The organism is Thermorhabdus hydrogeniformans (genome assembly GCF_049310025.1).
Lineage (GTDB): Bacteria > Bacillota > Thermosediminibacteria > Thermosediminibacterales > Tepidanaerobacteraceae > JBJYKD01.
The window spans coordinates 1-14,587 of record NZ_JBJYKD010000025.1 but is presented as its reverse complement, the minus strand read 5'-3'; the positions used below and the strand labels follow the sequence as shown (position 1 = coordinate 14,587).

Genomic DNA, 14,587 nt, shown 5'->3' with positions numbered 1-14,587 from the left:
TTTGAATTGGCTTGATAGAGCGATATCCATTTTTAGCCCCGCCTGGGCATATAGACGGGTAGCTTGGCGAAATGCTCTGAGAGGTTTTTATGATTCAGGAGAAAATGACAGACTGAATTCCGGATGGACAACCGTAAACGCCACCGCAGAACAGACAAACCAGGGGCAGAGAGACATAATTAGGGCCAGGGCACGGGACCTTGAAAGAAATGCCGATTTTGCGGAAAGTATAATCAATTCATTCGAGCGTAACGTTGTAGGGACAGGAATACGAGTTCAGGCTAAGGTTGTTGATACTGATGGGAATGAGGATGATAAATTAAACCAGCAGATTGAGGACTTATGGGAAGAATGGTGCCGAGCACGCAATTGCGATGTGACCGGCCAGCAGTCTTTTGTTGAGATGCAGCAGATGGCTGTGCGCCGCCTGATTGTTGACGGCGGAATAATCTTTGTAAAAGCATATACAAATACCGGTCCAGTGCCGTTCAGCCTGCAAGCCCGGGAAGTGGACGACCTTGACACCTCTTTAAATAGTCTACCCGGGGCAAGCGGGAACAGGATTGTCGGCGGGATTGAAGTTGATAAATATAACCGGCCTGTAGCCTATTGGCTTAAACAATATACTCCTGACGGCTTCTGGAACGGAAAATCTGAAAGAATACCCGAACAGAGGGTAATTTTTTTGTGGCGTAAAACCAGGCCTACGCAAATCCGGGAAGTATCTCCAATGGCAAAGACACTACCTAGGGTGAGAGATACAAATGAATTCATTGAGGCTGTATCGGTAAAAGAAAGAATTTTAGCTTGTCTATCTGTTTTTATCAAAAAACAGAACCCTACGGGAATAGGACGAAACATTAAAGTGGACCAGCAAAGCGGTTATTCTATAAAAACTATTTCTCCGGGCATGATCCACGAATTACAGCCGGGAGATGAAGTCCAGGCTGTTGTTCCATCCGGCCAGGCGAGCAATGCAAAAGAGTTTATAGCAATCCAGCAACGTCTTGCAGGTTCCGGTCAGGGCTTATCCTATGAGACTGTATCTCGGGATATGTCTCAGGTTAATTATTCCAGCGCCCGCCAGGGGCTCCTGGAAGACCAGCGCACTTACATGATGTGGCAGCAGTTCCTCATTGAGCATTTTTGCCGGGAGGTTTACACCGAATTTGTTATATCCGCGGTCCTTTCCGGCCAGCTTAATATTCCTGATTTCTGGCAGGACAAGCGACGGTATCTAAAGCATGTCTGGATACCACCCGGATGGAGCTGGATTGACCCGCTCAAAGAAATAAACGCTTACAAAATAGCACTTAACACAGGTCAAGATACACTGGCCAGAATATGCGCCGAAAGGGGCGAGGATTGGAGGGATGTCTTGCGTCAGAGAGCTAAAGAATATGAATTTGCAAAGTCATTAGGTCTTGATTTATCAGTTTTGACTGGAGGTGACAAAACAGGTGGGACACAACAAACCCAAAACGGGAATACAACAGAATAGAACATTCGATATGGCCATAAGAGCGGTGAATGCGGATGAAAGGCGTGTCACCGTTTCTTTTTCCTCAGAACTGCCGGTAAACAGATGGTATGGGGTAGAAATACTCCAGCATGATGAGGGTAATGTAAATCTTGAAAGGCTTAACAACATTGGGGTTGCCCTTTTCAACCATGATAGAAATTATGTGCTGGGGAAAATTGAGAATGCCAGACTTGCGGCTGATGAAAAACGGACCTATGCCGATATAGTTTTTGACACTGACCCTGATGCGGATCTGATATACCAAAAAGTTCAAAATGGGACACTGAAAGGTGTATCCGTAGGATATTCCGTAGATGTTTGGGAAGAAGTGGCCGCCGGCAAGACATCCAGCAATGGCCGCTTTACCGGCCCGGCTTATGTGGCTGTAAAGTGGACACCTTTGGAAATATCTATAGTATCTGTTCCCGCTGATGACACAGTTGGTGTAGGGCGGAATATGGAAAATGATACACTGGAACCTTACAATTCAATAAGTGTCTTTGAAAAACAAATACAAATCAATAAAAATTTTATATAGGAGGTCATGAAATTGAACAAAAAAGAAATACTTAAGGCAAAAGTGTTAAGGCAGCAAGAGATTGTCAATGGTGCTAGGGCAGCAGGGCGGGGATTAACCGCAGAAGAACAGGCAGAATTTGATACGTTGCAAAGAGAAATCGATACTTTAAGAGTTGAAATAGCGAAAGAGGAAGGAAATGATCAGGCCAAGACAGAAACAGAAAGAGCTATTCAAGCTGAAAGGCAACGTGTATCAGAAGTAATCGCCCTTTGCAGAGATTTCGAGGAAGATCCAAGTGAATATATCAGATCGGGGGTCACAATTGACCAAGTGAGAGCAAAAATCCTCGAAAAGCTTAAAGCCGAAAGAAAACCATCGGCGGCCCCGGTGCCCGATGTAAGGATTGAAAAAGAAGAAGCTGACAAATTCAGAGCTGCAGCCTCCGATGCAATACTGCTGAGGGGTGGAATAAAGCTTGATAAGCCTGCCGACGGTGCCAAAGACCTCAGGGGTATGAAACTTCGTGACCTGGCTATAGAGTGTCTTTCCAGAGCAGGGAGGCCCAATGCTCATCGCCTTGATAATGACACCCTATTCCGGGAAGCACTGAGCCCTGACAGCCAGTTTGCAAGCATACTCTCCAACGCCGTCAACAAAACTATGGCCACCGCATATAATGCCGCAAGGCCCACATATCAGGTGTGGACCGGCAGGGGGAGCAATCCCGACTTTAAGGCTGCAACTCACTATCAGATCTCCGAAGCCGGCGAGCTTGTAAAGATGACACAATCTGGTGAATTCAAATTCGATGAAATGACTGACCAGGGAGTATCCAAGGCTGTGGCGACTTTCGGTAGAGAATTTGGTATGACCAGGCAGGCCCTCATAAACGATGACATCGGAATACTGACCAGAGTTCCTGAAGCATATGTGAGGGCCGCATCCAGAGGCATAAACAAATTGGTATATCAAATGCTTGGAAGTAACCCGGCCATTTATGACGGTATTGCCCTGTTCCATGCGAACCATAAAAACCTAGCATCCAGCGGGGGAGCAATAGCAACTGCTACTGTTAGCGCAGGCCGGGCGGCCATGAGGAAGCAGAAAAACCTAAGAGGCAAAGAGACGCTCAATATCGGGCCTGCTTTCCTGATCGTCCCCGCTTCTCTTGAGACACAAGCCCAGCAGTTCATTGTATCTATAGCAGATCCCACGGGGGCCAATTCGAATGTGGCGAACGTCTTCCGGAATTCTCTGACCATTGTGGCTGATGCTGAGCTCGATGATTATAGTGAAACCGCCTGGTATCTTGCAGCTTCTCCCGCTGATATAGATACCATTGAGGTCACATATTTGAATGGGAACGATATGCCGATACTTGAAAGCCAGGTTGGATTTGACTTCCTGGGAATTAAGTGGAGAATATATATTGACTACGGTGTAACGGTTCTTGACTACAGAGGACTTTACAAGAATCCCGGCGCATAAGCTTTAATTTATGCGCCTTTAAAATTTTGATTAGGAGGTAAACAATATGGCGAAAGGAACATATATCCAGAAAGGCGATGTTATCGACTTTACAAACAGCACTGGCACTGATATAGCCTATGGAGATGTGGTGCCTATCGGGGCAAGAATCGGTGTGGCGGCTGAAAGCATAGCCAATGGAGCGACAGGAGCCCTAAATATTTCAGGAGTATTCGAACTGCCCGCTGATAATACTGTGGCTTTTGCGGTTGGCGATGAAGTATACTGGGATGACGCTGGGGGCAAACTCACCAAAACCGCAGGGGCTATAAAAGCAGGCTGGGTAATAGAACCAAAAGCCCAAGCAGGAACCACAGCGAAAGTGAAGATTGACTGATGAGCTTCAAAGATATAATCCAATCAGACCTTAATGTGTTTTTTAACCTTGATGAATTCGCAGAAACCCACACAATAGACGGCAGGCCCCTTAATGTCATTGTTGATAATGATCGGCTACAGCAAAGGTCCAAGAAAGAATATGACGGCATAAGCGTAGGGGAGATATTGTTTTACGTAAAGGCTTCAGATTTCGGGGAGCGCCCGGAACAGGGCACTCCCATGGTTTTTGACGGGCGGCAGATGTATGTTTTTGACTGCAGGGAAGATGATGGGGTATATGAAATAATTCTACAGCAAAATAGAGGTATTTAATCATGCCAAATGATAGCATTATTGTAGATACGAAACAACTTGACATATTGACAATGGAATTAAAAGGTTTTGAAAAACAAGTCGGAGAAGCGGCTTATCATGCCCTAAACAGAACAATTGACCATGTCATTACCCAGGTGGGGCGCATAGTGCCGAAAGAATATGCTATCAAAGCCGGCGATGTAAAAGAAACCTTCAAGGGCGGTATAAAACGACCCAGCAAAAATGACTTGACGACGTATGCGGTATCAAAAGGCTATTCGCTGACGCTTGCGCATTTCCCACACAGCCCACAAGTGCCGCCTGCCTCGGGGAAGAAGTATAAAGTCAAGGCGACAATCAAGCGAGGCGACAGGAGGACTATAAATACCGAACCCAAACCTTTTGTCGCGCCAACCGGAGCAAAATCAGAAGACGAAGACAAGATGCAATATAATATTTTTCGTCGGACGGGCACATTTAAAATAATGAAAAAAGGAAGATATGCGGGCAAATTGAGGGAAGCGATAATGCCGGTGTTTACATCGTCAATTCCTCAAATGATAACCAATGAAAAAGTGAAGAAACAAATCGAGAAGGTTTCCCAGGAAAAGCTTGATGAAAGACTGGAGCACGAAATAATATATCGCATGACCAGCATTAATAAGAAAATAAAGAAGGGATAGCATGTCTACGGTATCGGTTTTAGAGGCACTGCAATCTTTCCTGCTGGAAAAAGTTTCACCGGCCATCAAACTACAAAAACCGTCAGATAATAATGTTCATGACTATTCGCTCGTTAATCCGGCTGTTCACATAGGATGGATACCTCCGAAAGGATACCTTCCTGAAGGAATGGAATCTGCAATTCCCTGCCTCATAGTTGGTATGGATGATGCCACTGACGATGGCCAGGGTTTGGAGTTAAATATCAGGATTTCTGCCGCAGTATATAGCCCTGGATTACATAAACCGGCTGCTACAGGGCTGGATTATACTCCTGACTTCAAAGGTTATAATGACCTGCTCAATCTTATAGACAGGACCGTTGCAGAGCTTATGAAAAATCAAATAATCGATGGCAAAGCGGTAATACAAATGCCTATCAAATGGGGCATGTATCAGGAACAGCCATATCCTTACTGGTATGGCTGGATAACATTCTCGGTGAAAAAACAGACATACCCGATGGCGGAAATAGCCCGCCAATTCTTATAAGTGAGGTGAAATAGCTTGTATATTCATGGAGCATATGCCGATTTGCAGCCCACCCAGGATTTAATACCTCCTAAAGGGGTGTCCACACTTCCGGTATATTTCGGACGGCTTCCAGTGCATCAGCTTATGGATTATTCCGGGAAAGTGAACAAACCTATATTGGTGCAGAGCTTTTCTGATGCTGTAACCAAAGTGGGCTACAATGACAGCAACTGGGATGATTTCGATCTGTGTGAGGCAATATATGCGCATTTCAAAAATAGCATTCAGGTTATCGGACCTGTCATTTTAGTCAATGTTCTTGACCCCGATACACATAAAACATCAGCCAAGACAGCCAGCGTTACTCTTACCAACGGCCAGGGGTATATAAACAATGACAAGGTTATTCTCAAAACCGTTGCAATTGCCGGCAAGGTATTGGGGACTGATTTCAGTGCGGAATACACCCCCGACGGCACAAAAGTGTTAATTAAAGACCTTAAAGGGACTTTAACATCTCCTGTGGATGTAACTTTTGATGAGGTCAATCCGGCTGCCATAACCGCCACTGAAGTTATAGGTGGAACCAATTCTACTACAGGAGAAAAAACCGGGATATCGGTTGTAGACTTGGTATATCAAACTTACAATATGATACCTACTATCCTCGACGCCCCCGGCTGGAGCCATCATCCCGAAGTTGACGCCGCCCTAAAAGCAGCAGCCCAAAAGATAAACGGGCACTGGTATGCGTTTGTAAACAGCAATCTGGCGGCAGATACCAGTGCAGATACTATTGAGGAAGTCAAAACCTGGAAGTCTACAAATGGTTACACTGGGGCCAATGAAGCCCCTTGCTGGCCGCTTGCTAAAAACGGGAACAGAAAATTCCACCTATCCACACTTGCCACAGTGACCATGCAATGGGTGGATTATAACAATGACAACATTCCCTATGAGACACCTTCGAATAAGCCGGTGGATGTAACCGGAATGTGCCTTGCCGATGGCACTCCCATAGAATTTGACCAGGTCCAGGCCAACGACTTAAACAGCAAGGGCATCAGGACGCTCACATACTGGGGAGGCCGCTGGGTGCTCTGGGGACCCCATACCGGAGAATACGAATACGGCAAAGACATGGACCCCAGGAATAAATTCGATTCCAGCGTAAGGATGCTTTATTACCTGGTGAACGATTTCCAGAGCCGCTACGGTGCCCAGGTAGATAAGCCAATGGATCGGGCCAGGGTCGATACGATACTCAATGATTATCAGGAATTTCTCGATAGTCTTGTAAACCGTGGAGCATTGCTATATGGGACAATTGCTTTCAATGAAACCAGCAACCCGACCAGCGACATCGTGGAAGGAGACTTTGTCTTTGATGTGGCCACAACTACCACACCGCCAGGCAAGAGCATAACTGCAAAGATTGAGTATACCACCCGGGGCATTGATGTATTGTTCGGAGGTGAGCAGGCATGATAATATCCGGGAATGTAATAGCCCATAAACTTTTGGCTGATGGGGTGGAAATTGACGATAACGTATCCTGCCAGCTACCTTCCATAGAGATTCAGACAGGGGAGATAAAAGGCGCTGGTATAATGGGGTCCATTGATATGCCTGTCCCTGGTCAGATTGGGAGCATGACTTTTACCATAAATATGCGGTCAATCAACAAAAACGCTTCAAATCTTGCTAAGCCTGGTACCCAAAACCTTGAACTCCGATTTGTAAGGGATACATTGACGGCCAACGGGCAGATAGTGCCGGAAGGAGCTAAGATATTTATTACCGGCATCAATAAAAAGTATGACCCTGGGAAAGTTGAATCGCCGGCAACGACCATGGATGGGAGCATTGATTTTGAAGTGCTCAGGTATCGGCAGGTAATAAATGGCGTTGAAACATTGTTGATTGACAAAAGGAACTATATTTACAAGATTAATGGTGTCGATTATATGAAAAACATCAGGGCGGCTCTCGGTTAAGGGCCGCCCAAACTTTTAAGGAGGATTATCATGGAGACTTTAAAATTGTCAAAACCCATTATGATTAATGGGGAAGAGGTCACAGAACTGCCCTACGACTTTGAGAATTTGACGGCAAAGGATAAACTTAACGCCAGCAAAAAGATGAAGGCAGCAGGAATACCTTTAAGTATACCCGAAACGGACCCTGACTATCATTTATACCTTTTTGCGGAAGCGGTATGCAAAGTAAATTCAGCCATAGATATAACTGATATAATGCGGATGAGTGCGAAGGATGCAGATAAGGCTGCTTCTATAGCAAGGAGTTTTTTCTATCTCAATTTGGCGGAATAATCTCCGACCATTTTATAAAGACCGCAATTGCTCAGGTTACTTTAATAACATCCACATCGGCAGAATGGTGTTTTAATCAACCGTTAGTGGATTTTCTTGACTTTTACCATACTTTATGTGAAGAAGCCGAAAGGTTAAGAAGGGAGGCAGCCGCCGGTGGCCAGTCAAAAGGAACTTAGAGCGCTGATTACTCTTGCCGGCAAAGTGGACCCATCTTTACAAACCGCTTTAATGAAAGCATCCGCTCAGACATCGAAAGCATCTCGAACTTTTTCAAAACTTGGCAGCTTCGCATCCAAGGGTTTAAGCATAATAGGTAAAGCCGCTGCAGTCACTGGAGCTGCGGTTGCCGCCGGAATAGGTACCGGGGCAGTTGCTCTTGGCGGATTATTGATGAAGGCTACTGAGACCGGTGATCAGTTGGTAAAGATGCGGGATAAAACAGGACTTTCCGCTGAGGAATTACAGCGCCTGCAGTATATATCAAGCCAGGTGGGGACGAATTTTGAGGCCCTCCCCCAGGCCATAAGCATTATGACAAAGCAGATGGATGCAGCCCGAAAGGGCAGTAAAGATACCGCAGCCGCATTCCAGGCCCTGGGAATTTCGGTGACAGATGGGGCCGGAAAACTCAGGCCGCAGTCCCAGGTATTTCAGGAGGCTCTTGTCCAGCTTTCAAAAGTAGAAAACCAAGCAGATAGGAATGCGCTGGCATTTAAACTTTTTGGCCGGGGTGCGTCGGAGCTATTTCCCATACTCAATGCCGGAACTGATGAAATACAAAAGCTCGCTACTGAAGCTGACAAGTTGGGTCTTGTCATGTCAGGTGAGCAGGTTGAAGCTTTGGATAACTTAGGAGATACAATTGATAAGCTGAAGCTTTCAGTAATGGGTCTTGGAAACAGGATTTTGGCGTCTTTGTTGCCCAAAATACAACCAGTAATAGATAAGCTGGTTTCCGACTTACCTGCCATAGCCCCTAAATTATCCAGTGCATTAGGTGGATTTTTGGGCAATATAGCAAATTTATTGCCGGACCTTTTAAATGTGGCAAGTCAATTTGCACAAATACTGATGCCTATATTTGATACTATAGGCAGCACCATGGGTCCCATGCTTGTGAATATCATACAGCAGGCTTTGCCCATAGTGATGCAGATTATACAGACTGCAATGCCTTTATTAAATCAAGGTTTCAGCATGCTCATATCTCTTATACAGCCCTTACTTCCGCTTTTAATGCAACTGGTTCAGCAAATCCTCCCAATCGCAGCACAGCTGATAACGGCTGTATTTTCAGTGCTTCAACCGATAATACCTGTATTGGTGCAGCTCATTCAGGGTATTTTACCTCCGATCATGCAGATGTTGCAGGCTATATTACCATTTTTACAGGCATTAACCCCTATCATTGCGATGGTTGCCACAATAATTAGCTCGCTTTTAACTACCGCTTTAAGTGCGATAATTCCTGTATTAACGGAAATAGTTCAGGCATTATTGCCCCCACTTATGCAGATTTTGAACTCTATATTCCCGCTTTTGCAGGCAGTAATACCAATTATTCAATTGCTTGCCAATATCATTGGTGCTGTTCTGGGGGGAGCAATAAAATTGGTTATGCCAATTATTGAGAAGTTTTTGAGTTTAATTTCTCCGATAGCCAATTTAACATCTAAATTTATAGGCGGCGTTAGTAATGTTATAGGCAGTGTAGGAAAATTTTTGGGCTTTAGTGGCAAGAGTGTAGAACTACAGGCAAATATATCAAGCTCAATGCCCCGATTTGCTGAAGGTGGTATAGCAACCGAACCCTCGATATTTGGCGAAGCGGACTGGGCAGAAATGGCCATTCCGCTTAAAAGGACCCCAAGAAGCCTGAGCTTATTGAACAAAACCGCTCAAATACTTGGAGCAAAACCTACCGGGAGCAGTATTCAGATAATTTATAATCCCACCATCTACGGCGGAAATCGTGCGGAACTGGAACCCATACTGCAAAAACACAAAGAAGAAATACGGATGATGATAGAAGAAATCGAGCGTGAAAGGGCGAGGGTTGCCTATGGCTACTAATTATTTTGAATATATTACAATGCAGGGTGATACCTTTGACATGCTCGCTCTGGATGCATACAACGATGAGTTTAAAGCTCACCTGATAATTCAGGCCAATCCACAATATGCCAGTGTGCTGGTATTTGATGCAGGAGTAAAGTTAAAGATCCCAATCATAGAACAAGAAGCTGCCGCAACCCTCCCGCCATGGAAGAGGTGACAGAGCATTGCAGCTGATATATGAAGGCAAAGATATAACCGATGTTGTTGAAATTCATAAAGCTGACATAACCGATAATGCCGGGGGGATTGCTGACAGCTTGGAAGTCTGGTTTGATGACCCGGAAGGATTTTGGAGCCGATGGAAACCGAAGAAAAATGATGAGGTCCAAATAAAAGAAAATGGCTTTGATTCTGGCCGCATGTATATAGACGAGCTCGAACAGCATCGGGGTTTGTTTATTATTCGTGCCCTGGCCATTCCCCAGGATGCTAAAATGGAAAATACCAAGGCCTGGGAAAATGTAAGGTTCCTGGAGATAGTTACTGAACTGGCAAGGAAGTATGGATTCCTGCTGGAGACTTATAAGGTACAAAATCCTCTTTATGAGCGTGTAGACCAATTCGAACAGGCAGACTTCGCTTTTCTGGCATGGCGGTGTTTACTGGAAGGATACATGCTGAAAATAACTGGCCAGAAGGTTGTAATATATGATGAGCGATATATGGAGGCCCAGGCACCGGTTAAGACCATCTATATTGATGATTTTGACGGGGATTATAGTTTTTTGCAAAAATCAGCATGGATATATGGCGGGTGCCGCATATCTTTCGGAGACATCAAATATGAGTATAAACCTTCCGGGGCTTTCGGACCTGTTTTAAAATTTGCTGATATATTTGTTTCAAGCCAGGCGGAGGCTGAACGATTCGCCAAAAATATCCTTCGTTCTAAAAATAAGTATGAAAATACCGGATACTGCACCATCGAACTTGCTCCCGGGATTGCGGCAGGTAATGTAATACAGATACAGGGAGTAGGCATGGCCGATGGGAAATACTTTTGCGAACAAGTAACCCATAAACTTGCGAATAAAAAGACCTTTTTAAAACTCAGGAAACCGCTGGAGGGGTATTGATGGTTTTAAAGGGCAAGGTATCGAGTATAGAATCTTCAGGGATACGGGTTTTATTTCCTGAAAGGGATAATGATGTATCCTGGCCTTTAAAAGCGGCTTCTCATGTTGGAACCCTTCAGGTAGGGGATAATGTTGCGGTGGTTTTCTTTTCAAACTGTATGAACGATGGGCTCATTATAGCTAAGTTTTAGGCGGTGGTTACATGCCTATTGCGGTTTTTGCGAATAAAACATTTCAGGTAAACAACCAGAAAATATATACTTTCGATGATTTTACCATGAATAGTAGTCTAGAAACTGAAAAACAGGATGCGGCAAATAAAAAGCCAAGCACCTATATAAAGGGACCCGATCTATATACGATGAGCATTAGTATTCCTCTTGATGTTTCCATGGGCGTAAATGTCAGAAATGAATACGGAGCATGGAAAGCTCTTGTTGAAGCCGGCAAGCCTTACCCTTTTATATTGGGCGGGATACCCCTGGGTGCGAATAAATGGCTTCTCAAGAGTGCTTCATTGAATAATACAGTAATAGATTCAAACGGGAATATTCTTTCGGGGACTATTCAGTTGGAGTTTGAAGAATATGTCCGCCCGGGGAGCGCCCAGACTTCAAAGAGCGCCAAAAAAACTTCAACTTCGTATGCTCCAGGCATATCCCTTCCAAAAGTATCAGGAAATATAAATTTACTGGGACCATCGGATAAGGCCGATATGAAAAGGAACAATCCCAATATGCGTTCACGCTTGCCGGAGTAGGTGATTGAATGGAATATATCATAGATACCTCAAAACCCGTTAATTTGAATTGGGCCGCAAAAGATGCGGAAAGAGTAGCTCAGAACGTTAGAAATCTTATATCCACTTGGCGTTATGAAGTGGCATATGACCGGACCCTGGGCCTTGATCAGAGTATTCTTGATAAGCCCCTGGATACTGCCGTGGCTCTGTATGTTGCAGAAGTATACAGACTTGTGGCTGATTATGAACCCAGGGCTACAGTCAAAGAAGTAAAGTTTACCGGTGTGGATGATGAAGGGAATATGCAGTTCAGGGTGGTGATAGAGGTATGAGCGGCATAAATTTTGTTGATGTGGATGCCGAAAGTTTAAAAAACCAACTCATACAGGATTTCGAAAGTACATTAGGGGAAACCTTTTATCCGGGTGACGAGCGCCGGACTTTTTTATTACAATTTTTACCTTTAATCGTGGGATTGAAAAATGACATTAACGAATCGGCGAAACAAAATCTTTTGAGATATGCGACGGGCGATAAACTTGATGCGATAGGAGAGTTTTATAATACAGCACGGCTTCAGGCCCAAAAAGCTAGAGTTACTTTAAGATTTACACTTTCGGCTATTCAGCCAACATATATTACAATCCCCGCGGGAACTCGCGCCACTCCTGACGGGCAACTTTATTTTGCAACGATTCAGGAACTTACAATTCCGGCAGGCCAGACAGAGGGCGATGTAATTGCTGAAGCTACTGAAGGGGGAGAAAAATATAACGGTTTTGCTCCGGGGCAGATAAAAACAATTGTTGACCCGGTGCCGTATGTTGCCTCTGTGACTAATACTGATACCAGCTCTGGAGGTTCAGATACCGAGGATGATGACCACTACCGAGACAGGATCCGGCAGGCACCGGAAAGTTTCTCGACCGCAGGCCCTGAAGGGGCTTATATATATTGGGCAAAAACAGCCGACGCAAATATCGCCGATATCTCTGTTTCTTCACCATCTCCCGGAGTTGTAAAGATAGTCCCCTTAATGGCCAATGGAGAGATCCCCTCTCAGGCCATCCTCGATAAAGTAAGCGCTATCGTAAGTGCAAAAGATAAAAGGCCACTCACGGATAATGTTCAGGTGGTAGCCCCCACAGAAGTTTCTTACAACATAACCTTGACTTATTATATTGCAAAAGAATGGCAAATCGAGGAAACTGCAATAAGAAACGCTATCGAAGGATTCGGCGGTGCTGTAGATCAATATAAGTTATGGCAGGCGGGGAAATTAGGGCGGGCCATTAACCCTGATTATTTACGGCAATTGATGCTTAATGCTGGGGCATTTAGAATTGATATAACAAGTCCGGTATATACCGAAATCAACCCTGACCAGGTGGCCAAAACCGGCACCGTAACTGTCACTTATGGAGGTCTGATATAAATGGACCTGAAAAACGTTGACCTTCTAAGCTTCCAAACTTCATACATGAAACAGGATCCGACAACCCAGGCGCTTTGTGCAGCTTTAAACCCTCATTTCCGGCAGCTGGCCGATGAGGTTAAGGCCTGCTTAATTCTTTTCCGCATTGATGAACTGGATGATGCTGCTCTGGATGAATTGGCCTGGCAGATGCACATCGATTGGTATGATTCAACTGCAGAAATTGAAATAAAGCGGAGCCTGATAAAAAATGCTATTAAAGTCCATAGATATAGGGGCACGCCTTTTGCGGTAGAGGAAACCGTAAAAACCTATTTTGGAGACGGTGAAGTCCAGGAATGGTTTGAATATGGCGGCCAGCCGTTTTATTTTAAGGTGTTAACTACTAATACTCAGGTAAATACTACGCTGCTTAATCAGTTCTTAAAGGTTTTAAATTCGGTCAAAAATGCTAGAAGCTGGCTAGAAGCCGTAGAAATAACAGCCACGGATGAAATGAATTTGTATTTTGGCAATGTTGTTCACATAGCCGACTATCAAGAAATAAGGCAGGTGGTTTAAGTGGGAGCTTTTGGAGGCCTTATACTGACGAATAAAGGTAGAAACCTACAGGCCAAAGCCCAGACAGGAACTCAATTAAATTTCACAAAAATAAAAATTGGTGATGGCAGCCTTAGCGGACAAAGTATCGTAGATTTAACCAGTTTAATCAATACAAAAAAAGAGCTAACAATACTAGGAATCGAAACGCTAACGGGAGGAAAAGCCAAACTTCGAAGCTATTTTACGAATGCGGATATATTAACCGGGTTTTACTGGCGCGAGCTTGGAGTTTTCGCCCAGGATCCAGACGAAGGCGAAATACTCTATTGCTACGGTAACGCTGGGACGAATGCTGAGTATATCCCCGCCGGCGGGGGGCCTGACGTAGTAGAGAGATATATAAACGTAATAACCCTTGTTGGGAATGCTACAAACGTTTCAGCAACACTGGGATCTGAAATATATGTTACTCAGGCCGATTTTGATAATCATACCGGGAATACAGTCATGCATGTTACCCAGGTTGAAAAAGATACATGGAATGCCAAGGAAACTCCTGCAGGAGCTCAAGCCAAAGCAGATGCGGCAGGCTCAGCAGCCGTGACAGCAGCAAATTCATATACAGACCAACAGGTGGGATCGGTAAGTAATGCGCTTGCTGCACATCAGGCCGATGATATGCCACATAAGTTTATAGATATAACATCTGGCAAGACATATAAATATGGCCTAAAACAGCAGGATAACCATGTGGTATTCGTATACCAGGAGGTGGTTTAATTGGCAGAAATTATATTGCCTAATCGTGATGATGTTTTGAATTCTACCATCCGCACTCCCGTCGCAGGAATAAAAACCGTAACTGCAACAGCGGCGGAAATCTTCGCTGGAACATCGGCTCTGTCGGGACGAAGAAAGATGATGCTCAAGAATGAAGA

Annotated in this window: 19 protein-coding genes; all 19 read left to right on the top strand. The window is 44.6% G+C overall.

Features of this window, described 5'->3' with window-relative positions; translation table 11 throughout:
- The first annotated feature begins 1 nt into the window (after position 1).
- The 19 genes from ACKX14_RS11660 (at position 2) to ACKX14_RS11570 (ending at position 14,429) form a co-directional block, all read left to right on the top strand.
- Positions 2-1,501 (top strand): phage portal protein, encoded by a 1,500-nt coding sequence (locus tag ACKX14_RS11660; protein WP_422447816.1) that lies wholly within the window; start codon positions 2-4, stop codon positions 1,499-1,501.
- Positions 1,461-2,060, top strand: a complete 600-nt coding sequence (locus tag ACKX14_RS11655; protein WP_422447814.1) for an HK97 family phage prohead protease — start codon at positions 1,461-1,463, stop codon at positions 2,058-2,060. The genes ACKX14_RS11660 and ACKX14_RS11655 overlap by 41 nt, the downstream gene beginning before the upstream one ends.
- A gap of 12 nt (positions 2,061-2,072) precedes the next feature.
- Positions 2,073-3,530, top strand: a complete 1,458-nt coding sequence (locus ACKX14_RS11650) for a phage major capsid protein (RefSeq protein WP_422447812.1) — start codon at positions 2,073-2,075, stop codon at positions 3,528-3,530.
- A gap of 46 nt (positions 3,531-3,576) precedes the next feature.
- Positions 3,577-3,906 (top strand): DUF2190 family protein, encoded by a 330-nt coding sequence (locus ACKX14_RS11645; protein ID WP_422447810.1) that lies wholly within the window; start codon positions 3,577-3,579, stop codon positions 3,904-3,906.
- Complete coding sequence (locus ACKX14_RS11640) at positions 3,906-4,220, top strand: hypothetical protein (protein WP_422447808.1); 315 nt, start codon at positions 3,906-3,908, stop codon at positions 4,218-4,220. The genes ACKX14_RS11645 and ACKX14_RS11640 overlap by 1 nt, the downstream gene beginning before the upstream one ends.
- A gap of 2 nt (positions 4,221-4,222) precedes the next feature.
- A complete protein-coding gene (locus ACKX14_RS11635; protein ID WP_122014486.1) occupies positions 4,223-4,885 on the top strand; it encodes a hypothetical protein in 663 nt (220 codons plus the stop codon).
- 1 nt (position 4,886) lies between these two features.
- Complete coding sequence (locus ACKX14_RS11630; protein WP_422447806.1) at positions 4,887-5,417, top strand: hypothetical protein; 531 nt, start codon at positions 4,887-4,889, stop codon at positions 5,415-5,417.
- A gap of 15 nt (positions 5,418-5,432) precedes the next feature.
- Positions 5,433-6,887 (top strand): phage tail sheath family protein, encoded by a 1,455-nt coding sequence (locus tag ACKX14_RS11625; RefSeq protein WP_422447804.1) that lies wholly within the window; start codon positions 5,433-5,435, stop codon positions 6,885-6,887.
- Positions 6,884-7,396 (top strand): phage major tail tube protein, encoded by a 513-nt coding sequence (locus tag ACKX14_RS11620; RefSeq protein WP_422447802.1) that lies wholly within the window; start codon positions 6,884-6,886, stop codon positions 7,394-7,396. Before ACKX14_RS11625 ends, ACKX14_RS11620 begins: the two co-directional genes overlap by 4 nt.
- A gap of 30 nt (positions 7,397-7,426) precedes the next feature.
- The gene (locus tag ACKX14_RS11615; protein WP_149545275.1) at positions 7,427-7,732 is read left to right on the top strand and encodes a phage tail assembly protein; all 306 of its coding nucleotides are present in this window, start codon (positions 7,427-7,429) and stop codon (positions 7,730-7,732) included.
- Positions 7,733-7,888: 156 nt separating this feature from the next.
- The gene (locus ACKX14_RS11610; protein ID WP_422447800.1) at positions 7,889-9,808 is read left to right on the top strand and encodes a phage tail protein; all 1,920 of its coding nucleotides are present in this window, start codon (positions 7,889-7,891) and stop codon (positions 9,806-9,808) included.
- A complete protein-coding gene (locus tag ACKX14_RS11605; RefSeq protein ID WP_422447798.1) occupies positions 9,798-10,010 on the top strand; it encodes a tail protein X in 213 nt (70 codons plus the stop codon). The genes ACKX14_RS11610 and ACKX14_RS11605 overlap by 11 nt, the downstream gene beginning before the upstream one ends.
- Positions 10,011-10,017: 7 nt before the next feature.
- Complete coding sequence (locus tag ACKX14_RS11600; RefSeq protein WP_422447796.1) at positions 10,018-10,929, top strand: phage late control D family protein; 912 nt, start codon at positions 10,018-10,020, stop codon at positions 10,927-10,929.
- On the top strand, positions 10,929-11,120 hold the full coding sequence (locus ACKX14_RS11595) for a hypothetical protein (protein ID WP_422447794.1): 192 nt from the start codon (positions 10,929-10,931) through the stop codon (positions 11,118-11,120). The genes ACKX14_RS11600 and ACKX14_RS11595 overlap by 1 nt, the downstream gene beginning before the upstream one ends.
- Positions 11,121-11,131: 11 nt before the next feature.
- Positions 11,132-11,689, top strand: coding sequence for a phage tail protein (locus tag ACKX14_RS11590; protein WP_422447792.1), 558 nt, complete (start codon positions 11,132-11,134; stop codon positions 11,687-11,689).
- 8 nt (positions 11,690-11,697) lie between these two features.
- A complete protein-coding gene (locus ACKX14_RS11585; protein ID WP_422447790.1) occupies positions 11,698-12,003 on the top strand; it encodes a GPW/gp25 family protein in 306 nt (101 codons plus the stop codon).
- Entirely contained in the window at positions 12,000-13,106 is a 1,107-nt protein-coding gene (locus tag ACKX14_RS11580) for a baseplate assembly protein (RefSeq protein WP_422447788.1), read from the top strand. The genes ACKX14_RS11585 and ACKX14_RS11580 overlap by 4 nt, the downstream gene beginning before the upstream one ends.
- The gene (locus ACKX14_RS11575) at positions 13,107-13,667 is read left to right on the top strand and encodes a phage tail protein I (RefSeq protein WP_422447786.1); all 561 of its coding nucleotides are present in this window, start codon (positions 13,107-13,109) and stop codon (positions 13,665-13,667) included.
- Entirely contained in the window at positions 13,668-14,429 is a 762-nt protein-coding gene (locus tag ACKX14_RS11570) for a phage tail protein (protein ID WP_422447784.1), read from the top strand. It abuts the gene before it with no gap.
- Positions 14,430-14,587: the final 158 nt, after the last annotated feature.

Bases quoted from the DNA above. Each gene is read 5' to 3' on its own strand.
- ACKX14_RS11575 (WP_422447786.1), top strand. From the start codon at position 13,107: ATGGACCTGAAAAACGTTGACCTTCTAAGCTTCCAAACTTCATACATG.
- ACKX14_RS11645 (WP_422447810.1), top strand. From the start codon at position 3,577: ATGGCGAAAGGAACATATATCCAGAAAGGCGATGTTATCGACTTTACA.
- ACKX14_RS11585 (WP_422447790.1), top strand. From the start codon at position 11,698: ATGGAATATATCATAGATACCTCAAAACCCGTTAATTTGAATTGGGCC.
- ACKX14_RS11620 (WP_422447802.1), top strand. From the start codon at position 6,884: ATGATAATATCCGGGAATGTAATAGCCCATAAACTTTTGGCTGATGGG.
- ACKX14_RS11635 (WP_122014486.1), top strand. From the start codon at position 4,223: ATGCCAAATGATAGCATTATTGTAGATACGAAACAACTTGACATATTG.
- ACKX14_RS11615 (WP_149545275.1), top strand. From the start codon at position 7,427: ATGGAGACTTTAAAATTGTCAAAACCCATTATGATTAATGGGGAAGAG.
- ACKX14_RS11640 (WP_422447808.1), top strand. From the start codon at position 3,906: ATGAGCTTCAAAGATATAATCCAATCAGACCTTAATGTGTTTTTTAAC.
- ACKX14_RS11595 (WP_422447794.1), top strand. From the start codon at position 10,929: ATGGTTTTAAAGGGCAAGGTATCGAGTATAGAATCTTCAGGGATACGG.
- ACKX14_RS11580 (WP_422447788.1), top strand. From the start codon at position 12,000: ATGAGCGGCATAAATTTTGTTGATGTGGATGCCGAAAGTTTAAAAAAC.
- ACKX14_RS11590 (WP_422447792.1), top strand. From the start codon at position 11,132: ATGCCTATTGCGGTTTTTGCGAATAAAACATTTCAGGTAAACAACCAG.
- ACKX14_RS11630 (WP_422447806.1), top strand. From the start codon at position 4,887: ATGTCTACGGTATCGGTTTTAGAGGCACTGCAATCTTTCCTGCTGGAA.
- ACKX14_RS11605 (WP_422447798.1), top strand. From the start codon at position 9,798: ATGGCTACTAATTATTTTGAATATATTACAATGCAGGGTGATACCTTT.